The following is a 21,518-nucleotide window of genomic DNA, read 5'->3' on the forward strand; positions in this document are numbered from 1 at the left end:
GCCGTGGAGGCTGTCGGGCCCTCCCGACAGATGCGAGGAGGGGGGCGGTGGTTGCCCGACGAGGTCCACCAACCCGCACATGTGATCGAGGTCGCAGCGCCTCCGGCCCACAGCGGGGGAGCCGGAGGCGCGCAGGTGTCAGATGGTGCGGTGGGCGAGCGAGGAGAGGAGCGTCCGCAGGTCCGCGGCGGGACGCGGGGCCAGGGAGGCTCCCGCCAGCAGGGTGTCCGCGGCGGTGAGATGCCGGCGCGCCGCGCCCAGGGCCGCCGAGCGGCCGCCGGCCCGCTCGACCAGGGTCGCCGCCCGGCGTACGGCGCCGTCGTCGAGGACGGCGGTGGAGGTGAGGAGTTCGGCGAGCGGGGAGCCGCCCGGCGCGGCCAGGGCGGCGAGAACAGGGAGGGTCTTCTTCCCGTGCCGCAGATCACCGTGCACCGGTTTCCCGGTGACGGCCGGATCGCCCCAGATGCCGAGCAGGTCGTCGGCGATCTGGAAGGCCACCCCGAGATGCCGTCCGGCGCGGTCCAGGGCGGCGGCGGTCTCCCGCGGCGCGCCCGCAAGCCCGGCCCCGAGGGCCAGCGCGCAGCCGAGCAGGGCACCGGTCTTGTGCTCCGCCATCGCCTCGTACTCCCCCGCGCTCACCGCGTCGGGGCCGGTCCACGGGCGGTGGGCGAACAGCAGGTCGTCGGCCTGACCGCGGACCAGGTCGCGCGAGGCCCGCGTCAACCGCCGCACGGCCGCCGCGGCGTGGGAGGTCGCGGGCGCCGCGGTGAGGGTCTCGACGGCAAGGGCGAAGAGCGCGTCGCCCGTGAGGACGGCGGGGCCGGTGCCATATGCCTTCCACACGGCGGGGCGGCCGCGGCGCAGCGCGTCGCCGTCCATGATGTCGTCGTGCAGGAGCGAGAAGGTGTGCAGCAGTTCCACCGCCACCGCGCCCGGCACGCCCGCCTCGGCGGAACCTCCGGCCGCCTCGGCCCCGAGCACGGCGAGTGCCTGTCGTACGCCCTTGCCCTGGCGGTGGGTCGCTGGGGCGCCGCCGACCTCACAGCGGCCCAACGCGTAGCCGGCCATCTCCGCCACCCAGGGGTGCAGCCCGTCGATCGCCTCCGCGAGGGCCGGGGCGACCAGTTCGCGGCAGCGCTCCAGGATCTCCGGGGCGGCGGGCGGCGCCGTCAGGGCCGTACGGGGAGAGGTCATCGGGCCGCCTCCGTGTCCGCGCCCTCCGCCGGGGTGAGGCCGAGTTCCGTCCGTGCCCGCTCGACCATCTCCCGGGCGTGTCGCAGCCCGATGCCCTCCAACACGCTGGCCAGTTCGGTGAGTTCGGCGGCGGTCTCGGCGCGGTCGCGGCCGAGCCTGGCCAGGGACTTGACCAGCCCGAGCCGGGACAGCGCCCGGCCGCGCGGCTCGCTCATCGCCTCGAACTCCGCCAGTGCCTGCACGTAGAGGTCCCGGGCCCGCTCATAACGCCCGGCCCGGTAGAGGACGTTGCCGCGCATCTTGTGGTTGTAGGCGAGCGCCCCGGACAGGTTCATCGCCCGGCAGGACACCTCCGCCTCGCTCAGCAGTGCCAGCGCGCGGTCCGGGTCCCGGTCGCGTACGGAGACGATGTCCGCGAGGCCGCGCAGAGCCCAGGCGTGGCCGCGCCGGTCCTCGGCGCGCGCGGCGATCTCGGCGGCTTCCTCGAACATGGCGTACGCGGTGTCGTAGGCGCCGGTGTTGCGGTGTATCTGTGCGATGCCCTCCAGGGCCCACACGGTGTGGCGGGCCTCGCCGCGCTTACGGGCCTCGGCCAGCAGTTGTTCGTGCAAAGCGGTCACGGCGGCGTAGTCGCCCTGGATACGGCCGGTCTCCGCCATGCCCGCCAGGGAGTAGCCGCGTACGACGACGTCCCCGGACTGCTTGCCGAGTTCGGCGGCCAGTCGCAGCAGCCGCCAGGCCAGCGGGAACGCCCCGCGCTGGCGGGCCAGGGTGCCGCCGCTCCACAGCGCCCACGCCATCGCGCCGGTGTCCCGGGCCTCGCGGGCGGTGCGGTAGCTCGCCTTCCACGCCCGGTCGGCGTCGGCCACCTGCCCGAGCCTGCGGTGCGCCTCGGCGACCGCCAGGCCCGAACGGGCCGCCTCGGCACGGGCGCCCACGCGCTCGGCGGCGCGCAGCTGCTCGGTACCCGCCGCCAGGACATCGGTCAGCGAGGAGTTCACGGATAGGGTCGTCAAAGCGCCCTGGTACTCCGGGGCGAAAGCCTTGCCGTACATGGATCCCTTTCGATCGGCTCACGTGCACGGATCGGCGGCACCCGACGGCTCGGCTATACATCTCACGTATACACGCCTTGTATACATGGAGAGTATAGTGTGCTGGATTTCCACTCGGGAATCCCTGCCGTACCGCGGTCGTCTCGCCGCCCACCCGTTGTCGATCAAGACGGCGACGGCGTGCGCCAGGTTGCCTGTCGCGAAAAAGAAGCGCGAACCTCCTTCGCCCCGGGCATAGTTGGGCCCCGTGTCAGACACAGAGACAGAAGCGCAAACGATCCCCGAGGGCCCGATGCGTCCCGGCGAGTTCCCGATCGACGCCTCGCTCGTGCGACGACTGCTGGCCGCGTAGTTCCCACGGTGGGCCGAGCTGCCGCTGAAGCGCTTCCCGTCGGCGGGTACCGTCAACGCCCTGTACCGGCTCGGCGACGACCTGGCCGTACGTCTCCCCCGGATCGAAGGGGGCGCCGAGGACGTGGCCAAGGAAGCGCACTGGGTGGCGCGGCTCGCCCCACTGCTCCCGGCCGCCGTCCCCGAGATCCTCGCCACCGGCACACCCGGCGAGGGCTACCCGTGGCCCTGGATGGTGCAGCGCTGGCTCGACGGCGAACCCCCGCGCGCCGGCCGTCTCACCGATCCGCTGCTCCTGGCCGCCGACGTCGGCGCCTTCGTGGCCGCGCTGCGCCGGGTCCGGCTGCCCGACGGTCCGACCGCCTACCGGGGTGTACCCCTGTCCACCGCCGATGCCATGACGCGCGCCGCGCTCGACGAGCTGCGCGGCACGGTCGACACCTCCGCCGCCACCGCCGCCTGGGAGGCGGCGCTCGCCGCGCCCGCGTGGACCGGTCCGCCCCTATGGGTCCACTCCGACCTGATGCCCGGCAATCTGCTCACCCGCGGGGGCCGGCTCGACGCCGTGCTGGACTTCGGCACCGTCGGCGTCGGCGACCCGGCCTGCGATCTCATCCCGGCCTGGAACCTGCTCCCCGCCGAGGCGCGGGACACCTTCCGGCAGGCGGCGGGCGCCGACGACGCCACCTGGGCGCGAGGGCGCGGCTGGGCCCTGTCCATGGCACTCATCCAGCTCCCGTACTACCGCGTCACCAATCCGGTGATCGCCGCCAACGCCGAGCACGTCATCCACGCGGTCCTCACGGAGGCCGACGCCAGGTCCTGAGACACAATGGAACGCATATTCGAATACGGAGTACGCTGGAGGCATGTCCACGCACCTCCAGGGCTCGCTGTTCGACCAGACCGACGAGCTCCACCTCAGTCAGTTGAACGCGACGCACCGGACGGTCCTGGGCGACGGGGCCTGGATCGACCTGCTGCCCGGATGGCTCAGCGGCGCCGACGCCCTGTTCGCACGCCTCGTCGACGAGGTGCCGTGGCGGGCGGAGCGACGGCAGATGTACGAGCACGTGGTGGACGTACCGAGGCTGCTCGCGTACTACCGGGCGGGCGACGCGCTGCCGCACCCGGTCCTCGACGAGGCACGACAGGCGCTGTCCGCGCACTACGCCCGTGAGCTGGGCGAACCGTTCACCACCGCGGGCCTGTGCTACTACCGGGACGGCCGCGACAGCGTGGCCTGGCACGGGGACCGGATCGGGCGGGGCGCACGGGAGGACACCATGGTCGCGATCCTCTCCGTGGGCGCTCCGCGCGACCTGTTGCTGCGCCCGCGCCGCGGCGGGGAGACCGTACGGCGCCCGCTCGGACACGGCGACCTGATCGTGATGGGCGGCTCCTGCCAGCGCACCTGGGAGCACGCCATTCCCAAGACGGCGCGGGCGGCGGGGCCGCGGATCAGCGTCCAGTTCCGTCCGGACGGCGTGAACTGAGACGCGGGCGGGTGTTCCGGTCCGGCAGCGCCCTTCGCCTCACGGCGTCAGGAGTGCCTGGACCGTGGGGCCGTACCGGTCGACGATGTCCTCGATCGGGGTGGCGCGCAGCCGGGTGCCGCGGGCGATGCCGTACATCGCGCCGAGCCCGAGCAGTGTGCCGACGGCGAGTTCGGCGCGCAGGTCCGCGTCGGGGCCGCTCAGCCGCAGGGTGAGGCGGTCGCTGACCTGGGTGCGGAAGTTGGCGCGCATGATGTCGCCCTGGTCGCCCTGGCGCGGGGCGAAGATGATCCGCAGCACGGGGTCGGCTCCGCGCTCGGTCTGGCCGACGAGCACCTGGCGGACCATGTGGGGGCCGAGTCGGTCCAGGGGTGCGTCCAGGAGGGCGGCGGCATCCGCCTCGAAGGACATCACGCGCCCGAAGAGCGCGTCCTTGTTCCCGAAGTACTTGAGGATCAGCGGGGCGCTCACCCCCGCGCGGTCGGCGATCGCCTTGAGCGTGATGTCCGCGTGGGCGTGCCGGGCCATCAGATGGCGGGCCGCGCGGAGGATGGCCGCCTTCGTGGCCTCGGCGTCGCGCCGCGGTGGGGCGATCGGGGTCGCGCTGAGGCCGGGGGGCGGAGTGGACACGGTGCTCAGGCTCCTTCGAATGCCTCGTCCCGGGGTGCGTCCGCACTGCTGGAGGCCCGTCGGGTGTCGCGGAGGGTGGGGTCGGCGGGTATGACGAGGGCGGCGGCACAGGCCACCAGTGCGACCGTACCCGCCATGGCGAAGGCCAGCAGATATCCGTGCAGCGTGGGGATCGGGGCACCGCCGACGAGGCTGGTGTGGTGGACCAGGATGGCGGCGACGGCGGCGCTGCTCACGGCCTGGCCGACGGTGCGCATCAGCACGTTGACGCCGTTCGCGGACGCGGTCTGTCCGGCGGGCACGGCGCGCAGGATGAGGGTGGGCAGCGCCGAGTAGGAGAACGCCGTTCCCATCGCGCAGACCGCTGAGCCCAGCAGGATCACCAGCAGGCTGTGGCTGTTGATGATGCGTATGCCGTAGCCGGCGGCGATGACCAGGGTGCCGAGGGCCAGCGTCACCCTGGCGCCGCGGGCCGCCGAGATCCGCGCCGAGACCGGCGACAGCAGCAGCATGATCACTCCGCCGGGCAGCAGGACCAGGCCCGTCGCCACGATGGACAGCTCGAGGCCGTAGCCGGTCGCCTTGGGCGCCTGCACCAGCTGCGCCGTCACCAGGGAGTTGGCGTAGAAGGCGAAGCCGGTCAGGAGCGCCGCGATATGAGGCAGGGCGACGCGGGGGCTGGTCGCCAGTTTCAGGTCGACCAGGGGGCGTGCGGCGCGCAGTTGCTGCGCCCACCACAGGCCGAGGACGCAGACGCTCCCGATGAACAGGCCGAGGATCCGGGGGCTGGTCCAGCCCCACTGACCGCCCTGTGACACCCCCAGCAGCAGACAGGAGAGCCCCAGGGCCAGGCCCAGCGCGCCGGTCATGTCGAAGCGGCCCGGCTCGCGGACGGGCGACTCGCGCACCGCCCACCAGGCCAGCGCCGTCCCGAGGGCGCCGACCGCGGTCGTCCCCCAGAACATGACGTGCCAGCTCGCGTACTGCACCACCATCGCGGCGATCGGCAGGCCGAGGGCGGCGCCGATCCCGACGGTGGAGCTCATCAGCGCCACCGCGGAACCCGTGCGCTCGGGCGGCAGTTCGTCCCGCAGAAGACTGATCGACAACGGTACGACGGCGGCCGCGGCCCCTTGCAGGGCGCGGGCCGCGATGAGTATGCGGATGTCGGACGTGAGGGCGCACATGAGCGAGCCGACCGTCATCATCCCGAGGGCGATCAGCAGCACCTTCTTCTTGCCGTACATGTCGCCGGCGCGGCCCAGCACGGGGTTGAGCACCGCGCCGGTCAGCAGCGTCGCCGTCACCATCCAGGACACGGCACCCGCCGACGCACCCGTCAGCCGCGGCAGGTCGGGCAGCAGCGGCACCACCACCACCTGCATGACGGCCATGAGACTCCCGCCGAGCGCGAGGACCGGGACCGTCAGTCGGTCACGCAGTGCCACCATGAACTCTCCAGAAGTCGGCGCGAAGAAGGGGGTGAATAGCAATTCACCTTAGCCGGTGAATTGCTATTCACCCAATGGGCGCCCTACTTCGGGGGGGGTGCTACCGGCGCGAGCGGGCCTGCACCGTGCGCGCCACGCGCGGACCCAGCCAGCGCTTGAACCGGCGCAGTGCCTCCAGTTGTCCGGCCGCGCGGTCGATCCGGTAGTACAGCTGCGGCGGGATGTACGGGAGCAGTGGTGAGTGCCGCTGGCCGAGCAGGGCGAACATCTGCGCCGGGGGAAGACGGATGTAACGCGGCAGGTTCTCGTACCACTGGGCGCTGTGCCGGGCGGCGCTCTGCACCGACAGCAGCGCCGCCCTGCGCTCCTGTTCGTAGTGGGCGAGGGCGGCGGACAGTTCCTGGTGTCCGCCCAGGGCTCCGGCCAGGGAGATGGCGTCCTCCAGGGCGAGGGTGGTGCCCGCTCCGATCGAGTAGTGCGTGGTGTGGGCGGCGTCGCCGAGCAGGACGAGGTTGCCGCGGCTCCAGGTGCGGTTGGTCAGGGTGCGGAAGTTCAGCCACTGCGCGCTGCCGTCGGCGTGCGCCCGACCGATCAGTCCGTGTCCCCCGAGGAGGTCGACGAAGAGCTTCTCCAGCAGCGCCAGGCCGTCGGCCTCGCTCGCCCGGTCGAGCCCGAGACCGGTCCAGGTCTCCGGGGCGCACTCGACGACGCACGTGCTCTGTCGGGCGCTGAATCCGTAGGCGTAGCACCAGATCCAGCCGTGATCCGTCTCCACGAAGGCGAAGGTGAAGGAGTCGAGGACCTTGGTGGTGCCGAGCCAGATGTACAGGTTGCGGCCCAGAGTGATGTCACTGCCGAAGTGGTCGGCGTGACGGGCGCGCAGCGCGCTGTTGACTCCGTCGCCGGCGACGACGAGATCGGCCTCGGGCAGCCGGTCCGCGGTGACCTCGTGCTCGAACTCGACGCGTACGCCCAGGGATCGGGCCCGCTGCGCGAGGAGGTCGAGCAGGTGCCGACGGCCGATGCCGAACCCCTCGTCACCGTGGTGGACCGTCGTCCGGTCGCCGACGTGGGCGACTCCGTCGCTCCAGCACACCGAGTGGTCACGGACGGCGCGCGCGGACTCGGGATCGCTCTCGTGGAGTTTGTCGAGCAGGCCCGCCCAGTACGTCACTCCCCAGCCGTAGGTCGATCCGGCCGGGTTCCGTTCGTAGACGGCGATGTCGTGGGACGGGTCCTGGCGCTTCATCAGGATCGAGAAGTACAGGTTCGCGGGTCCGCCACCGACGCACGCGATCTTCACGCGCACTCCAATTCGTCACACAAAGCGGTCAATTGATCACGTAGAGTAGCAGGCAGGTGCGACCCCCGCGGTTCGCGCCAGCTTGCGGGCGTGAGCCGCGCCACCCGCCACCGGCCGGCCCGGGAAGATCATCGGCGGAGCGTTCGCCCACCGGAGGAATTCCGCCTTCCGGCCGATCACGGACACCCGCACAGCAAGATCATCTTCGTTCAACCTTGCACGACATTTACTTAATTGTCCTGATCGCGGCCAACCGACATCCGGCGATTTCTCCCGCTCTCCGACGAACCGATAGGCATATCGGGTCATCTACCGAGCTTGATCGCAGGAGGTCTCCGCATGCCGGAACTCACCCGTCGCCGTGCCCTCGGGGCCGCGGCCGTCCTCGCCGCCGCGGCCGGCACCCAGACCGTCGCCGCGGCCCGGGCCGCGGACACCGGACACCACGGCGGGCCCGAGGCCTTCGACGAGGTCTACCGGGGCCGACGCATCACGGGCCGCGCCGCCGACGGCGGCGGTCACCATCACGAACACGGCGCCGGGTACGCCGTGTTCATCGACGGGGTCGAGCTGCACGTGATGCAGAACGCCGACGGCAGCTGGATCAGCGTCGTCAGCCACTACGACCCGGTGCCCACCCCGCGCGCCGCCGCCCGCGCCGCGGTCGTGGAACTCCAGGGGGCACCGCTCGTCCCCCTCGGCATGCCCATGCCCATGCCCCAGCAGTGACCCAGCCCCGTCAGCACACCGTGGAGTCCCGCACATGACCGTACGCAAGAACCAGGCGAACCTGACCGCCGACGAGAAGCGGCGTTTCGTCGACGCGCTCCTCCAGCTGAAGCGCAGTGGCCGGTACGACGCCTTCGTCACCACGCACAACGCGTTCATCCTCGGCGACACGGACAACGGCGAACGGACGGGCCACCGTTCGCCCTCCTTCCTGCCCTGGCACCGCAGATTCCTGCTGGAGTTCGAGCGGGCACTGCAGTCCGTGGACGCCTCCGTCGCCCTCCCGTACTGGGACTGGAGCACCGACCGTTCGCCCCGTTCCACCCTGTGGGCCCCCGACTTCCTCGGCGGCACCGGGCGCAGCCTGGACGGCCGGGTGATGGACGGCCCCTTCGCGGCCTCCGCGGGCAACTGGCCGATCAGCGTACGTGTCGACGGCCGTACGTATCTGCGGCGATCCCTCGGCAGCGGGGTCCGTGAGCTGCCGACCCGCGCGGAGGTGGACTCCGTGCTCGGCATGGCGACGTACGACATGGCGCCCTGGAACAGTTCCTCGGACGGTTTCCGCAATCACCTCGAAGGGTGGCGCGGCGTCAACCTCCACAACCGGGTGCACGTCTGGGTCGGCGGCCAGATGGCCACCGGTGTCTCCCCCAACGACCCCGTCTTCTGGCTGCACCACGCCTACATAGACAAGCTCTGGGCCGACTGGCAGCGCCGCCACCCCGCCTCCGGCTATCTGCCGCTCTCCGGCACCCCCGACGTCGTGGACCTCGACGAGACCATGAAGCCGTGGAACGACGTGAAACCGGTGGACCTGCTGGACCACACCGCGTTCTACACCTTCGACACCGTCTGACCGCGCGTTCACAGGTCCGGCCCCGCTGGCCCCTCCTCATCGGGAGGGGCCGGCGGGGCCTCACGCCGCTCGTCTAGACGTCCTCCACTAGACGTCCTCCACCTGCCAGCCGTCCGCGTACCCGATCCGTACGTGCGGCGCGGTGGTGTCCGTCCCGTCCTGGTGCAGCAGGACGACGGGGCGCTCGGTGAGGACGACGGCGTCCTCCAGCGGCCACCAGGCGCCCACCTGGTACAAGGCCTCCTGCAGGGCTTCCAGGGCGGGCGAGCCGGGCAGCCCGGCGGCGGCGAGCATGCTGCGCCAGTGGATCAACTCCCCTGCGGCGGACCAGCTGTCCAGCCTGCCGCCGAACTCCTGCCGGAAGTAGATCTCCTCCCGGCTCGGCGGCGGTGGCGGGGTGATCACGTCCATGACGCGGACGGGCCGAACGATGTGCCCCGGCACCGGACCGCGGAGCCTGTCCTGAAGGCGGCGCCGCACCAGCCCGCCGAAGCGCCCCGGCGCGGGGTCCGTCGACCGGGAAAGGACCCGGCTCATCTCCTCCTCCAGTTCGTAGGCGCCGGACTCACCGCGCTCCCAGTGCAGGCCGAGCGTGTCGTACAGGGGCTCGCCCAGGGCCCGTACCAGTCGTGTCCTCGCTTCGGAGGTGTCCCAGAAGGTGCCCGTCAACGGCCTTCTCGCGCGACCGGCCGGCGGCCGGCCGTCACCCGCCGCCGGGAGTTGGTCGCGCATCCGTTCCTCCGCCCGCCGCGCGAACTCCGGCGAGAGCCGCAGCGGCGGACCGGCGGCGAGGTCGGTGAACAGTGTCCCGTCGAGCCGGTCCTCGCGCCCGTGGCGCAGTACCCAGGACGCCGGCGCGCCGCCCAGCGGGGAGTCCATCCATACGACGGTCCGCGGAACCGGCAGACCATGGGCGCGATACACGGCGGCGACCGAGGCCTCGGCCCTCGGCCGGTCGCAGGGTTCGGTACTCAGCCCCGCCCGCAGCCATCGGTCGGCTTCGGCGAGCACGCGGGCCTCGACGTCCGCGGTCAGTAGTTCTTCGTGCCCCATTTCGTCCCCACCCCCCATGCTTCATCCCCCATCCCCCGTCCCCCATCGCCCACCCGAGTCCGTCGCTACCGTGTCACCGCGTACAGGTAGCCGTCCTCGCTGCCGACGTACACCACCCCGTCGGACACGGCGGGCGTGGAGTACACGGCGCCGCCGGTGGCGAACTTCCACCGCTGTCTGCCGGTCGGGGTGTTCACCGCGTACAGGTGGCGGTCGCCACCGCCGACGTACACCACCCCGTCGGACACGGTCGGCGAGGAGAGCGCGCGTCGGCCGATGGGGAACTTCCATCGTTGCTTGCCCGTGGCGGCCTCCACCGCATACAGGTTGCCGTCGTCACTCCCGGCGTAGACGACCCCGTCGGACACGGTCAGCGACGAGGACACGACACCGCCGACCGCTGTCTTCCATCGCCGCTCGCCCGTCACGGCGTCCACCGCGAGGAGCGTGCCGCCCTCGGAACCGGCGTAGACCACGCCGTCGACCACGGCGGGGCGGGTGAACACGCTGCCGTCGGTGGTGGTCTTCCACCGTCGCTCACCGGTGGCCTCGTCCACCGCGAACAGGCTGTGGTAGCTGCCGAAGTAGACCACCGCGTCCGCCACCGTCGCAGACGAGGACACCACGCCACCGGCGAAGAAGTGCCACGTCTCGCTGCCGTCGGCGATGTCCACGGCGTGCAGGTTGCCGTTCTCACCGCCGATATAGACGACCCCACCGGCCTCGGTGGGCGACTGGGAACCGACGCTGCCGAGGTGGAACCTCCACTGTTCCTTGCCGGTGGCGCCGTCCAGTGCGTACAGGTTCTCGTCGACGCCGCTGAGGAGGACGGTCCCCCGGGCGGCGACCGGTGACGAATACCCGACACCGGTCCTGGGGCGCTTCCAGCGCTGTTCGCCGGTGGAGGCGTCCACCGCGCACAGGTTGCGGCTGCTGCTGATGTACACCAGACCGTCCGCCACGGCCGGCGACGCGTACACCAGGCCACCGACCTGGAACCGCCAGCGCCGCTCGCCTGGCCCGGCCTCGCGTCTTCGCGTGGCGGAGGACCTGTTGTCGTAGATGCTCCAGCCGCCGAACCCGAGACCCGCGACACCGGCCCCCACGCCGAGCAGGGCCCGTCGGCGCGACGGCCCCACCGGCCCACCCGCGGCATCGACGGACGGCGGCCGGTCACCGTCGGGCCTCTCCCCCGTCCGGGGCGGCACCACCCGCGCCGACGGCTCGGGCGAGGGCTGCGTGGCTCTGCGGGTGTATACGGCGACGGTCACCGGCTCGGGCAGCCAACCGGCCTGCGACGGGGCGGAGTTGACGGCCGGTACGCCGCCGGTCGCTCGGGCCAGCCGGTCCAGCAACGTGGGCACGGTGGGCCGTGCGCCGGGCTCCTTGGCGAGGCACTCCGCCACCAAGTCCCGTACGTCGGACGGGAGTCGGCGCAGGTCGGGTTCCTCGTAGACGACACGGAAGCTCAGGGCGTGCGCCGAACCGGTCCCGAACGGCCCGGCCCCGGTGGCGGTGAAGGCCAGGACCGCACCCAGGGAGAAGACATCACTGGCCGGCCCGACCGGCTTGCCGGTCAGCTGCTCGGGAGACATGAACCCCGGCGTGCCCACCACCACGCCGGTCCGGGTCAGCGCGCTGGCCTCCCCGGTCACCGAGATCCCGAAGTCGATCACCCGCGGTCCGTCCGGGGCGAGCAGGATGTTCGACGGCTTGAGGTCCCGGTGGACCACCTCGGCCGCGTGGATCGCCTCCAGGGCCTCGGCAAGTCCCGCGCCGAGCGCCAGCACCGGGCCCTCGGGCCAGGGCCCGTGCGCCGCCACGGCATCACCCAGCGGGACCCCGGGCACGTACGCGGTCGCCAGCCACGCGGGCGACCCGTCCGGATCGGCGTCGACGACACCCGCGGTGAACACGCCGTTCACCCGCCGGGCCGCGGCGACCTCCCGGGTGAACCGGCGCCGGAAGTCACCGTCGTCCGCCAGTTCCGGACGCACCACCTTGACCGCGACCGCCCGCCCTCCTGGCGAACGCCCCAGGTAGACGCGCCCCATCCCGCCCGCGCCGAGCCGCGCCACGATCCGGTAGCGCCCCACCTGACGCGGGTCCCCCGCCTCCAGCGCCTCGAACGCCTCCACGCAACCCCCTGCAAGGCCCCCACGCCCCCGGCCGGTGCCGAAGATCCCACATCCTCCCCGACGCGCCCCGTCTTCGCACCAGTGTCCGCCACGCACTTCGGGGGCTGTCCGCCGAGTGTTCGGCGGACAGCCCCCGAAGGAGACCGAGGCAGGGTGAGTACTAGGCGTTGCTGGGCTCGGCCGTACGGCACTCGGGGTGCCCCCAGCCCTGGCCGTTCTTGGCGATGGGCTCGCCCGCCGCGTAGGAGCGGCCACAGACGCAGCGGCCCGGGAACTTGGCCTTGATCGTGCGGGCCGACGTGCCCTGCCGGGGTGTCTTGGCGGAGGCGGTGGCCGTGGTGCGTCGCCGGCCGGCGCCGGAGGGGGCCGGGGTGTCGGGGGACGGCGGGGGCTCCGGGGAGCCGAGGTCGCTGCCGGCCGGCTGCTGGGCGATGGCGGCCTGGCTCGCGGCGCGGTCGGCGAAGTCGTTCAGCCGGTCGCCGTCGACCTGGTGGGCGGGGACGTAGCGGAACTCCACGGTGCGGCCGTCGAGGAGTTCGTCGATGCGCGCGACCAGCTCCTGGTTGGCGACCGGCTTTCCGGCGGCCGTCTTCCAGCCCTTGCGCTTCCAGCCGGGCAGCCAGGTCGTGACGGCCTTCATGGCGTACTGGGAGTCCATCCGGATCTCCAGCGGGACGTCCGGCGCGATCGCTGTCAACAGGCGCTCCAGCGCGGTGAGTTCGGCGACGTTGTTCGTCGCCGTGCCCAGCGCTCCCGCCTCCCAGCGGGTCGGCGTCTCCGCGCCGTCGGCCACGACCCACGCCCATCCGGCCGGTCCCGGGTTTCCCTTCGAAGCCCCGTCACAGGCGGCCACCACACGTTCAAGCATGTCCCCGATCATGCCACGGTCCGGCGGCGGCTCCCCGCACGGGCCGAAGCACGCTCTCCCGCATCCGGGGGCTGGTGCCGAGCAGCCGCAGACCCAGCAGCGTCGCCGTGTGCAGGACGTACTTGCCGTCACGGTGGCTGGCGACCAGTCCTCCCTCGCGCAGCACGCCGATCTGGTAGCTGGCGCTGGGCAGCGCGATCCCCACGGCCTCGGCCACCTCGGAGGTGGTGCGGGCACTCTGTCCGGCGACCTCGGTCAGTACGGCGGCCCTGGTGCGGCCGAGCAGGCGCTCGACCCCGCCGTCGGTACCGTCCGCGACGGCGAGCGGAGTCTTCGCCACCGGGTACACGAGCACGGGATCCAGACCGGGGTCCGCCAGCGCGGTCGGTCTGCGCCAGCAGAAGTAGGAGGGCAGCAGGAGAAGTCCGCGGCCCTCCAGATACAGGTCGCGCTGGACGGGATAGTCCACTTCGAGCACCGGGGCACTCCAGCGCGCGACCGGGCGCAGGCTCTCCAGCAGTGCCTGGGTGCCGCCGTCGAGGAGGGCTCGGGCGCGCACCCCGACATCGTTGCCCACCGCCGTACGGATGTGCGGCCAGTGCGGTTCCAGGAGACCGCGGAAGTAGATGCCCAGGGAGTTCGCCAGCACCTTGAGCCCGTCGCTGCCCGGTCGGCCCAGCGAGGCGGCCCAGTTCGGGACCGGACGCGACTCGGCCAGCCGCGACAGTTCGCGGACCATTTGCACACGCGGTGTGCGCAGCAGTTGGTCGAGTCCGGCGGAAAGACCGCCGCCGGTGACCGGTGGGGTGAGGAAGTCCGGAATATAGCCGGTGGCGGGAATCAGGGCGCGCAGTGGGCGCAGCGCGCGGACCAGGTTCGAGTCGCCGGAGAATCGTTGCCGCGCCGAGCGACGCCAAGGTCCGAATTCCAGCGGTCCCTGGCCGGTTTCCAGACGGCAGACACTGCACATCAGTTCCCAGAGGGGATCAGGCTGCCGGGCCACTCGAATGTTCTGCAGGTCGTCCGAAGTGAAGTGAATGCGGAGCATGAGGTCTCTTTCGCTCGCAATCCTTGTGGGGGGTTCGGCCGTTCGAACGTGCCGCAACCACAAGAGGGGACGAGTACCGCATGCGCATGGTTGCCCCGGAGGCAAAAGGCCCGGTCCGCCCCGGAGGAATTCCGCCATTCTCCGGGGGGCCGGTCCGCGGGGGATCCGTGATCCGTTCAGGAGACGTCGGTCGCCTTGGGCATCGCGCCCTCGGTCGTCTTGACGTCGATCACGGAGAACGCCGCGCCCTGTGGGTCGCTCAGCGCGGCGAAGCGGCCGAACGGGCTGCTCATCGGCCCGAAGCGGAGAATCGCGCCCCGTTCGGTGGCCTTCGCGACCGCGGCGTCGCAGTCCTCGACGGTGAAGTACACGTTGAAGTACGACGGGACCTCGGGCGGGAAGTCGTCCGTCATCCGCATCCGGCCGAGGACGGGATCCTCGCCGAGGTCGTACAGCCGGAAGTCGACGGCGTCGTCGTCCAGCTGCTTCATGCGGTACCCGAAGACGGCCGAGAAGAAGGCGTCCGACTTCTCGGGCTCACGGGTGAAGACCTCGGCCCAGCAGTACGCGCCGGGCACGCCCCGGGCCTCGAAGCCCTCGTGCCGGCCGGGCTGCCAGACGCCGAAGACGACCCCGCTCGGGTCCCGGGCGATCGCCATCGTGCCGAAGTCGCCGACCTGCATCGGCTCCATCAGCACCTCGCCGCCGTCGCCCCGGATCTTCTGGGCGGTGGCGGCGGCGTCGGGCGACGCGAGGTACAGACACCAGGCGGACTGGCCCTCCTGGCCGGGCATCGGCGGGACGACGGCGGCCACCGCCTTGCCGTTCGCGTAGGCCTGGGTGTAGTTGCCGTACTCCGAGGACGACTCGCCGAACGTCCAGCCGAGCACCTCACCGTAGAAACTCTTCGCTCCCTCGACGTCGCTGAACATCGCGTCCGCCCAGCAGGGCGTTCCCTCGGGCTGTACGGCCATGGCGTTCCACTCTTCCCGTTTCGTTACGATTCGTTCCGGTTTCACGCTAGCCAGCCTCCGTCCGGGCCGCGCGCCGAGCGGGACGCCCTGGACGACACTGGAGAGAGGGCTCGGGTGGTCGTCGACGGGACGGGGACACGGGATGATGCACGCGTGGGAAGTGGTCCGGCCCGGGCCCGTCGAGGGAGAGCCGCTGCGTTTCGTCGAGCGGCCGATCCCGGTGCCGGGGGCCGACGAGCTGCTCGTCCATGTGCGCGCGTGCGGGGTGTGCCGCACCGACCTGCACGTCAGCGAGAGAGACCTGCCGGTGCGCCGGCCCCGCGTGACGCCCGGCCACGAGGTCGTCGGCGTGGTCGCGGCGACGGGCGAGGACGTGCTCGACCACGCGGTCGGCGACCGGGTGGGCGTCGCCTGGCTGCGGCGTACGGACGGCACGTGCGGGTACTGCGCGCGCGGGTCCGAGAACCTCTGCCCGGCCTCCGAGTACACGGGCTGGGACGCCGACGGCGGCTACGCGGAGTACACGACCGTCCCGGCGGCCTTCGCCTACCGGCTGCCCGGCGAGGTGGACGACGTCGCGCTGGCGCCGCTGCTGTGCGCGGGCATCATCGGATACCGCGCGCTGCTGCGGGCCGCGCTGCCGGACGCCGGGCGGCTCGGCCTGTACGGGTTCGGCGGCAGCGCCCACCTGTGCGCGCAGCTGGCCCTCGCACAGGGCGCCACCGTGCACGTACTGACGCGTGACCCGGCGGCCCGGCGGCTCGCGCTGGAACTCGGGGCCGCGTCCGCCCGGGGCGCGTACGACGAGCCGCCCGAGCCGCTGGACAGCGCGATCCTGTTCGCTCCGGTCGGCGACCTGGTCCCGGTCGCGTTGCGGGCCCTCGACCGGGGCGGGATCCTGTCGGTCGCCGGGATCCATCTGAGCGACACCCCGCCGCTGCGCTACGAGAGCGACCTGTTCTACGAGAAGGAGCTGCGCAGCGTCACGTCCAACACGCGCCGGGACGGGCGGGACTTCCTGGCGCTGGCGGCCCGCCACGGCGTGCGTGCCACGACGCACACGTACCCGCTGTCCGAGGCGCTGCGGGCCCTGCGGGACCTCAAGGCCGGCCGTTTCGACGGGGCGGCCGTGCTGGTGAACGACTTTCCGGCGCGCACGTGAGCATGCGCGCCCGCGACGCGCGTGCGTGGATGGAACCAGACGTGTGTGCGACGGTGGAGGTGGCATGACGGGCCGAGGCGGTGACGACGCTACGGGGGCGGGGGCGCCGTTCGCCGCGATGGAGGACGCCGTCGAGGCGATCGGCACCACCCTCGACGAGCGGATCACCTGTGAGGAGCTCGCGGAGTTCGTGTGCCGGGAGGTCTGCGACGCCGCCGCGGTGGATCTGCTGCCCACGGACATCCCGGCCGCACAGCACTCGCACGAGCCGAACCTGACCCGTGTCGCCACGGGCGGCCGGAGCGAGTTGCTCACCCCCTGGACCCCGCAGGGCGCCCGCCCGCTGTCCGTCCAGGCGCTCGACGAGGGGCTTCCGATCACGGCGTCGCTCGACCTGTCCGGCACGGTCCCCCGGGAGGTCATGACGGTGCCGCTGCTGGCACACGGCCACCTGTACGGAGTGCTGCTGGCCGTCCGGCAGGGGCGGGCCTTCAGCGACCGGGGCACCGCCGTCATGCACTACGCGGCACGGCTCACGGCCGTCCACCTCGGCCACTCACGGCAGCACGACGCCGTACGCGACACCGTGCTCTCGCTGCAGCGGGCGCTGCTGTCCGAACCGGGTCGCCCGCATCCCAACCTCGACCTCGCCACCCGCTATCTCCCGTCCGGCAGCAGCGTCCTGGTGGGCGGGGACTGGTTCGAGACCGTCCGGCTGCACTTCGGGCGCACCCTGCTGGTGATGGGCGACGTCATGGGGCACGGGTTGGACGCCGCGGTGGACATGAACGCGTACCGCTCCATGCTGCGCTACATCGCCTCGACGGATCTGCCGCCGCACCGCGTGCTGCGCCGCCTGGACGCGGCCGTGTCCGAGGACAGCGCCCGGCGTCCGGCGACCGCTCTGCTCGTCCAGGTCGACCCGGCCCGGGGCACGGCCATGCTGGCCAGCGCCGGGCATCTGCCGCCGGTCGTGTTCGCCGGGGACGGCACCGGGGAACTCCTGCAACTGACGGTCGGCCCGCCGCTGGGCACCGGCGTGGGCGGCTACGAGGCGGTCTCGCGCGCGCTCGCTCCCGAGGACACCCTGATGATGTTCACCGACGGTCTGGTGGAGCGGCGCGGCGAGGACATCGACGCCTCGCTGGCCCGGCTGGCCGGGCTGCGGCTGCCTCCCGGGACCAGTGTCGACGCGGCCCTCGACCGGGTCCTCGCAGGGCTCGACGCCCGGCACGCGGAGGACGACGTGGCGGTGCTGGCAGCCCGCATCCGCCACCGTCCGCCGGCCTGAGGCCCGACGCCGCCGTGACCGACGTACGTCTTCCCCCTTCTGCCCCGCTGTGCTTGCCTGGGGACCCCTTTCGGCGGGCGGGGCGGGAGTTGCTTCATGCGGAGGCCGTGGATCGTGGGGGTGCTGTTGGCCGGGCTGCTGCTCGGCGCGTGCGGGGATCCCGCGTCGGGGCCGGAGCAGTCGCCGCCGGATCCCGCGTTGCCCACGGCCGCTCCGTCACCGACCACGACCACCCGCCAGCGCCCCGCCGCCTCACCCACGACTCCCACGACTCCCATGACAGCTGACGCGGCGGCGAAGGCGCCCACCGTTGTCTACCTCGGGGACTCGCTCGCCATGGAGAGCCAGAAGGTGCTCGGACAGTCGCTCCGGGAGGAGGTGAACGCCCGCTACACGAGCGCCCCCTACTCCGGCACCACCCTCTGCGACTACCTGGAGGGGACCGGGGAGCGATCCCTCGTACCGCCCGCGGACAAGGCGGCCGCGCTGGTGCGCTCGCTGCGGCCGGACTTCGTGGTGCTCCAGTTCTGGGGCAACTCCTGGGGCTACACGCCCTGCATGGACGGCATCACGTACGACAAGGAACCGGCCACGTACTTCAAGCGGTACGAGGCGGACATGAAGCGGCTGACGGAACAGATCGCGGACGCGGGCGGCGGGCGACGGCCCCGGATCGTCTGGGTGTCGCAGGGCCCGGACCCGATCACCCCGGAGCGGATCCGGACCGTGAACGCGCTCTACGAGGTACGGGCCGCGGCCTCCCACGACCTGCTCGCCGACGCCGGGAGGACGGTGAGCCCCGCGACGGCCCGCTACACATGGGCGCAGTACCTGCCGTGCACCGCGTACGAGCACGACCATCCGTCGTACTGCACCGAACCGGGCCGCGACCGCACCGCCCTCCACCGCGACGACGACTATCTGCACTTCTGCCTGGCGTCGACCACGTCCACGCCGAAGCCCTGCCCGGTCCGCTCCCCGGGCATCGCGCGGATCACGCGCGAGATCACCCGGGTGATAGCGGATCACGTCGGCTGACGGTCCTCAGGGCTGCCCTGCCGGGGTCTTGTGGCGGGGTCGGTCGGGGTGCGGCGGCAGGTGTTCCTCGGCCCAGACCGCCAGGGCGGCGAGAGGGATAAGGAAGGCGTTGCCGTGCGGGGTGAGGGCGATGGGGGTCCCCCCGCTCGAGCGAAGCCGAGAGTGGGGGAGGGAGCGCAGCGGTGGACCGTGGTCGACGGTCCGGTTGAGGAGTCCGGCGACGGCCAGTTCGTGGAGGCGGTCGGCGAGCATGCGGTCGCTGATGCCGGGCACGCGCTCGCGCACCTCGCCGAATCCGGCGGGGCCCTGGGCGAGTGCGGCGAGGACCAGGCCGTTCCAGCGCTTGCCGAGCAGGGCGAAGGCGTGGGTCAGGGCGCGGATGGTCGGGGAGGGTTCGGGGTCCTGGGGGTCCGTTTGAGCGGATGGGTTCGTCATGGTGCGCTCCAGCGGCGGGAGGACCGTGCCCGCCCCACGGCCGCGTGACCGCGGGGCGGGCACGGTCTTCCCTGCCCGTCCGTCGTGGTGATGCCGGGGGTGGGCGTCAGCCCATGTGGACCGGGGCGGCGCCTTCGGTGTGCTGCTGCCTGCCCGCGTTGATGGCGAACCCGGTGACGAGCAGACCGGCCAGGAACATGGCCGCGGCGGCGACGAAGGCCATCGTGTAGCCGTGGGTCACCGCGTCGCCCGCCTTCGCCACCAGGGCGAAGTCCTTGGTGGCCAGGCCCCGGTAGAGGGAGCCGGCCGCCTCGGGCAGTTTGTCGTCGGCCGCGGAGGTGGAGATCGTCGAGAGGATGGCGAGGCCGAGCGCGCCGCCGATCTGCTGGGCGGTGTTGAGCAGTGCGGAGGCGACGCCGGTGTCCTGGTGGGAGACACCACTGACCGCGCCGAGGGTCATCGGGACGAAGCTCATGCCCAGGCCCAGGGCCGTCACGAACATCGCCGGCATCAGATGCGCGGTGTAGGAGGAGTCCGGCTCCAGGGTGGCGAACCACAACATGCCCACGGCCGCGACCAGCAGGCCGGGGCCGGCGATCAGACGCGGCGCGAGGTGCGTGACCAGCTTGGAGCTGACGCCCGCGGCCATCGCCATGCCGAAGCTGAACGGCAGGTAGGCGAAGCCGGTCCTGACGGGGCTGTAGCCGAGGATCAGCTGCATGTAGAGGGTCAGGAAGTAGAACGTGGCGAACATGCCCGCGCCGATGAACAGCATGGTGGCGTAACTGCCCGACCGGGTGCGGTCCTTGAAGAGGCGCAGCGGCATCATCGGGTCGATGGTACGGGCCTGGAGGTACAGGAAGGCGGCCAGGAGTACGGCCGCGGCGGCGAAGACGACGAGGGTGACGCCGCCCGTCCAGCCGTGCTCGCCGCCCCGGGTGATGCCGTAGACCAGGGCGATCAGGCCACCGGTGCCGGTGATCGCGCCGGGGACGTCGAGGCGGCCGGGGTGACGCTCCGCCTCGACCAGGGTGCGGGTGCCCGCGAGGACGGCCAGGCCGATGGGGATGTTGACGAAGAACACCCAGCGCCAGTCCAGGACGTCGGTGAGCGCGCCGCCGAGCAGCAGGCCGACGGTGGCGCCGACGCCGCCCATCGCCGCGTACACGCCCATCGCGGTGTTGCGCGCCTTTCCGGCCGGGAACGTCGTGGTGATCAGTGCCAGGGCGCTGGGTGCGGCGAGTGCGGCACCGACGCCCTGCAGGACGCGCGCGCCGATCAACAGGCTCTCGTTCGGGGCGAGTCCGCCCAGCAGGGAGGCGAGGGTGAAGACGGCTGTGCCGACCTGGAACATCTTCCGCCGGCCGAAGAGGTCACCCGCCTTCCCGCCGAGCAGGAGCAGGCCGCCGAAGGCCAGCGCGTAGGAGTTGACGATCCAGGCGAGGTTCGCGTCGGACACGCCCAGGTCGGTCTGGATGGCGGGCAGGGCGATATTCGTGATCGTGGCGTCCAGGACGACCATCAACTGGGCCGCGGCGATCACGAAAAGAGCCAGGCCGAGATGCCTGCCTCCGGACGAGGAGCCGGATGTGTCCGGCCCCGCGGGGGCAACAGCGGTCACGCTCTCAGCAGACATGAATCAAGTACTCCAGGGAGTGCGCAGGAAACAGTGCTCCCCGACCACGCCACAGACATGAAATGCCGGTGTCGCAATCGGGGAAAAGAAAGAGTGAACGGAGTCTGATGAAACGGAACACTCGCTGTGCAATCCGAGGCCAGGGTGCCGATACGGCACGCGATCCGGACTCGGGACGAGGCTCAACCGTAGCATTCTTTCAGCACCATTCGGGGCGCGTTCGATCCCTTTGAATGTTGTCGATATCGCACTTGACGAACCGCCGCGGAGTGTGGGCACGGGAAAGGTACACAAGCGCGTGCCCACACTTTTCGGGAAAAGGCAAATGCGAATTCAACGTCCGGTGCGCAATTCCCGGTGCGCCGGGGATCAGTCCGTGAGATCGACGCGCACGGTCGTCAGACCGGCGCCCATCGCCCGCACCGCGGCGCTGTTGAACCGCGGCAGGGTCCTCAGTCGCGCGCGGGCGTCGTCCTCGGGCATCACATGGGCGGTCCCGGTGTACCAGCGGCCCCGGACGCGGACACGGACCCGCGGATCCGCCTGGATGTTGCGCACGTACTGCGAACGCCCGCCGTACTCGCTGACGAACCAGAACTCCCGGCCCACCAGCCGTCCGCCGACCGGGGTCCGGCGCGGCAGCCCCGACTTGCGTCCCGTGGTCTCCAGCAGGGTCTGGATCGGCAGGCGCTTGAGGAGCGGATTGCCGATCCGCCGCTGGAACGAGGTGACGACGCGGTATTTCCGTTCGGGGTTGCGGGACATGTGGGGGTCCTCCTGTTCGGTGCCGGGCACCATTGTGCGGGG

Annotated in this window: 19 protein-coding genes and 1 pseudogene; 7 read left to right on the forward strand and 13 right to left on the reverse strand. The window is 72.0% G+C overall.

Annotation, left to right across the window (positions count from 1 at the left end; translation table 11 throughout):
• Nucleotides 1–138: 138 nt before the first annotated feature.
• Together AQJ27_RS34680 and AQJ27_RS34685 are read right to left on the reverse strand one after the other, a co-directional pair.
• The gene (locus tag AQJ27_RS34680; protein WP_096240173.1) at nt 139–1,194 is read right to left on the reverse strand and encodes a polyprenyl synthetase family protein; all 1,056 of its coding nucleotides are present in this window, start codon (nt 1,192–1,194) and stop codon (nt 139–141) included.
• Nucleotides 1,191–2,249, reverse strand: a complete 1,059-nt coding sequence (locus AQJ27_RS34685) for a tetratricopeptide repeat protein (protein ID WP_067377413.1) — start codon at nt 2,247–2,249, stop codon at nt 1,191–1,193. The genes AQJ27_RS34680 and AQJ27_RS34685 overlap by 4 nt, the downstream gene beginning before the upstream one ends.
• Before the next feature lie 292 nt (nt 2,250–2,541).
• On the opposite strand from AQJ27_RS34685, the pseudogene AQJ27_RS34690 reads away from it, so the two are divergent.
• Both AQJ27_RS34690 and AQJ27_RS34695 read left to right on the forward strand, forming a co-directional pair.
• A pseudogene (locus AQJ27_RS34690) lies at nt 2,542–3,426 on the forward strand (aminoglycoside phosphotransferase family protein).
• A gap of 43 nt (nt 3,427–3,469) precedes the next feature.
• Nucleotides 3,470–4,096: an alpha-ketoglutarate-dependent dioxygenase AlkB gene (locus tag AQJ27_RS34695; protein WP_067377416.1), complete on the forward strand. Its 627-nt coding sequence runs from the start codon at nt 3,470–3,472 to the stop codon at nt 4,094–4,096.
• 39 nt (nt 4,097–4,135) lie between these two features.
• Here the strand turns inward: AQJ27_RS34695 and AQJ27_RS34700 are convergent, their stop codons facing one another.
• From AQJ27_RS34700 to AQJ27_RS34710, 3 genes are all read right to left on the reverse strand, one after another.
• Entirely contained in the window at nt 4,136–4,735 is a 600-nt protein-coding gene (locus AQJ27_RS34700; protein WP_067377884.1) for a TetR/AcrR family transcriptional regulator, read from the reverse strand.
• Nucleotides 4,732–6,177 carry an MFS transporter gene (locus tag AQJ27_RS34705; RefSeq protein WP_067377420.1) on the reverse strand — a complete coding sequence of 482 codons (1,446 nt, stop codon included), beginning with the start codon at nt 6,175–6,177 and terminating at the stop codon, nt 4,732–4,734. Before AQJ27_RS34705 ends, AQJ27_RS34700 begins: the two co-directional genes overlap by 4 nt.
• Nucleotides 6,178–6,277: 100 nt before the next feature.
• Nucleotides 6,278–7,480, reverse strand: coding sequence for an FAD-dependent monooxygenase (locus tag AQJ27_RS34710; RefSeq protein ID WP_201264385.1), 1,203 nt, complete (start codon nt 7,478–7,480; stop codon nt 6,278–6,280).
• Nucleotides 7,481–7,819: 339 nt separating this feature from the next.
• Here AQJ27_RS34710 and melC1 point away from each other — a divergent pair, with 339 nt between their 5' ends.
• Together melC1 and melC2 are read left to right on the forward strand one after the other, a co-directional pair.
• The gene (gene melC1 / locus AQJ27_RS34715; RefSeq protein WP_067377427.1) at nt 7,820–8,209 is read left to right on the forward strand and encodes an apotyrosinase chaperone MelC1; all 390 of its coding nucleotides are present in this window, start codon (nt 7,820–7,822) and stop codon (nt 8,207–8,209) included.
• Nucleotides 8,210–8,243: 34 nt separating this feature from the next.
• The gene (melC2, locus tag AQJ27_RS34720) at nt 8,244–9,068 is read left to right on the forward strand and encodes a tyrosinase MelC2 (RefSeq protein ID WP_067377430.1); all 825 of its coding nucleotides are present in this window, start codon (nt 8,244–8,246) and stop codon (nt 9,066–9,068) included.
• An 87-nt stretch (nt 9,069–9,155) separates the two neighbouring features.
• On the opposite strand, the gene AQJ27_RS34725 is transcribed toward melC2, so the two are convergent.
• From AQJ27_RS34725 to AQJ27_RS34745, 5 genes are all read right to left on the reverse strand, one after another.
• Nucleotides 9,156–10,121: a hypothetical protein gene (locus tag AQJ27_RS34725; RefSeq protein ID WP_067377433.1), complete on the reverse strand. Its 966-nt coding sequence runs from the start codon at nt 10,119–10,121 to the stop codon at nt 9,156–9,158.
• Nucleotides 10,122–10,186: 65 nt separating this feature from the next.
• Nucleotides 10,187–12,259, reverse strand: coding sequence for an outer membrane protein assembly factor BamB family protein (locus tag AQJ27_RS34730; RefSeq protein WP_235613692.1), 2,073 nt, complete (start codon nt 12,257–12,259; stop codon nt 10,187–10,189).
• 160 nt (nt 12,260–12,419) lie between these two features.
• Nucleotides 12,420–13,139 carry a ribonuclease H family protein gene (locus tag AQJ27_RS34735; RefSeq protein WP_067377436.1) on the reverse strand — a complete coding sequence of 240 codons (720 nt, stop codon included), beginning with the start codon at nt 13,137–13,139 and terminating at the stop codon, nt 12,420–12,422.
• Nucleotides 13,120–14,175 carry an ArsR/SmtB family transcription factor gene (locus tag AQJ27_RS34740; RefSeq protein WP_067377439.1) on the reverse strand — a complete coding sequence of 352 codons (1,056 nt, stop codon included), beginning with the start codon at nt 14,173–14,175 and terminating at the stop codon, nt 13,120–13,122. The genes AQJ27_RS34735 and AQJ27_RS34740 overlap by 20 nt, the downstream gene beginning before the upstream one ends.
• Before the next feature lie 176 nt (nt 14,176–14,351).
• Nucleotides 14,352–15,149 (reverse strand): VOC family protein, encoded by a 798-nt coding sequence (locus AQJ27_RS34745; RefSeq protein ID WP_067377441.1) that lies wholly within the window; start codon nt 15,147–15,149, stop codon nt 14,352–14,354.
• 145 nt (nt 15,150–15,294) lie between these two features.
• Between AQJ27_RS34745 and AQJ27_RS34750 the strand changes: the two genes are divergently transcribed.
• The 3 genes from AQJ27_RS34750 to AQJ27_RS34760 all read left to right on the forward strand — a co-directional run bounded on the left by AQJ27_RS34750 (nt 15,295) and on the right by AQJ27_RS34760 (nt 18,640).
• The gene (locus AQJ27_RS34750; protein WP_067377890.1) at nt 15,295–16,311 is read left to right on the forward strand and encodes a zinc-binding alcohol dehydrogenase family protein; all 1,017 of its coding nucleotides are present in this window, start codon (nt 15,295–15,297) and stop codon (nt 16,309–16,311) included.
• Between the two features lie 64 nt (nt 16,312–16,375).
• Nucleotides 16,376–17,602 carry a PP2C family protein-serine/threonine phosphatase gene (locus AQJ27_RS34755; protein WP_067377444.1) on the forward strand — a complete coding sequence of 409 codons (1,227 nt, stop codon included), beginning with the start codon at nt 16,376–16,378 and terminating at the stop codon, nt 17,600–17,602.
• Between the two features lie 96 nt (nt 17,603–17,698).
• Nucleotides 17,699–18,640, forward strand: a complete 942-nt coding sequence (locus AQJ27_RS34760; RefSeq protein WP_067377447.1) for an SGNH/GDSL hydrolase family protein — start codon at nt 17,699–17,701, stop codon at nt 18,638–18,640.
• A 6-nt stretch (nt 18,641–18,646) separates the two neighbouring features.
• Here the strand turns inward: AQJ27_RS34760 and AQJ27_RS34765 are convergent, their stop codons facing one another.
• The 3 genes from AQJ27_RS34765 to AQJ27_RS34775 form a co-directional block, all read right to left on the reverse strand.
• Entirely contained in the window at nt 18,647–19,075 is a 429-nt protein-coding gene (locus AQJ27_RS34765) for a winged helix-turn-helix transcriptional regulator (protein ID WP_079065458.1), read from the reverse strand.
• Between the two features lie 106 nt (nt 19,076–19,181).
• The gene (locus AQJ27_RS34770; protein WP_067377450.1) at nt 19,182–20,711 is read right to left on the reverse strand and encodes an MFS transporter; all 1,530 of its coding nucleotides are present in this window, start codon (nt 20,709–20,711) and stop codon (nt 19,182–19,184) included.
• Between the two features lie 369 nt (nt 20,712–21,080).
• Nucleotides 21,081–21,476, reverse strand: coding sequence for a nitroreductase/quinone reductase family protein (locus AQJ27_RS34775; protein WP_067377897.1), 396 nt, complete (start codon nt 21,474–21,476; stop codon nt 21,081–21,083).
• Nucleotides 21,477–21,518 lie beyond the last annotated feature (42 nt).

The organism is Streptomyces olivochromogenes (assembly GCF_001514115.1).
GTDB classification, from domain to species: Bacteria; Actinomycetota; Actinomycetes; order Streptomycetales; family Streptomycetaceae; genus Streptomyces; species Streptomyces olivochromogenes.

Coding starts and splice junctions, on each gene's coding strand:
- AQJ27_RS34680 (WP_096240173.1), bottom strand. CDS start 1,194: ATGACCTCTCCCCGTACGGCCCTGACGGCGCCGCCCGCCGCCCCGGAG.
- AQJ27_RS34685 (WP_067377413.1), bottom strand. CDS start 2,249: ATGTACGGCAAGGCTTTCGCCCCGGAGTACCAGGGCGCTTTGACGACC.
- AQJ27_RS34695 (WP_067377416.1), top strand. CDS start 3,470: ATGTCCACGCACCTCCAGGGCTCGCTGTTCGACCAGACCGACGAGCTC.
- AQJ27_RS34705 (WP_067377420.1), bottom strand. CDS start 6,177: ATGGTGGCACTGCGTGACCGACTGACGGTCCCGGTCCTCGCGCTCGGC.
- melC1 (WP_067377427.1), top strand. CDS start 7,820: ATGCCGGAACTCACCCGTCGCCGTGCCCTCGGGGCCGCGGCCGTCCTC.
- melC2 (WP_067377430.1), top strand. CDS start 8,244: ATGACCGTACGCAAGAACCAGGCGAACCTGACCGCCGACGAGAAGCGG.
- AQJ27_RS34725 (WP_067377433.1), bottom strand. CDS start 10,121: ATGGGGCACGAAGAACTACTGACCGCGGACGTCGAGGCCCGCGTGCTC.
- AQJ27_RS34735 (WP_067377436.1), bottom strand. CDS start 13,139: ATGATCGGGGACATGCTTGAACGTGTGGTGGCCGCCTGTGACGGGGCT.
- AQJ27_RS34740 (WP_067377439.1), bottom strand. CDS start 14,175: ATGCTCCGCATTCACTTCACTTCGGACGACCTGCAGAACATTCGAGTG.
- AQJ27_RS34745 (WP_067377441.1), bottom strand. CDS start 15,149: ATGGCCGTACAGCCCGAGGGAACGCCCTGCTGGGCGGACGCGATGTTC.
- AQJ27_RS34750 (WP_067377890.1), top strand. CDS start 15,295: ATGCACGCGTGGGAAGTGGTCCGGCCCGGGCCCGTCGAGGGAGAGCCG.
- AQJ27_RS34755 (WP_067377444.1), top strand. CDS start 16,376: ATGACGGGCCGAGGCGGTGACGACGCTACGGGGGCGGGGGCGCCGTTC.
- AQJ27_RS34760 (WP_067377447.1), top strand. CDS start 17,699: ATGCGGAGGCCGTGGATCGTGGGGGTGCTGTTGGCCGGGCTGCTGCTC.
- AQJ27_RS34765 (WP_079065458.1), bottom strand. CDS start 19,075: ATGACGAACCCATCCGCTCAAACGGACCCCCAGGACCCCGAACCCTCC.
- AQJ27_RS34770 (WP_067377450.1), bottom strand. CDS start 20,711: ATGTCTGCTGAGAGCGTGACCGCTGTTGCCCCCGCGGGGCCGGACACA.
- AQJ27_RS34775 (WP_067377897.1), bottom strand. CDS start 21,476: ATGTCCCGCAACCCCGAACGGAAATACCGCGTCGTCACCTCGTTCCAG.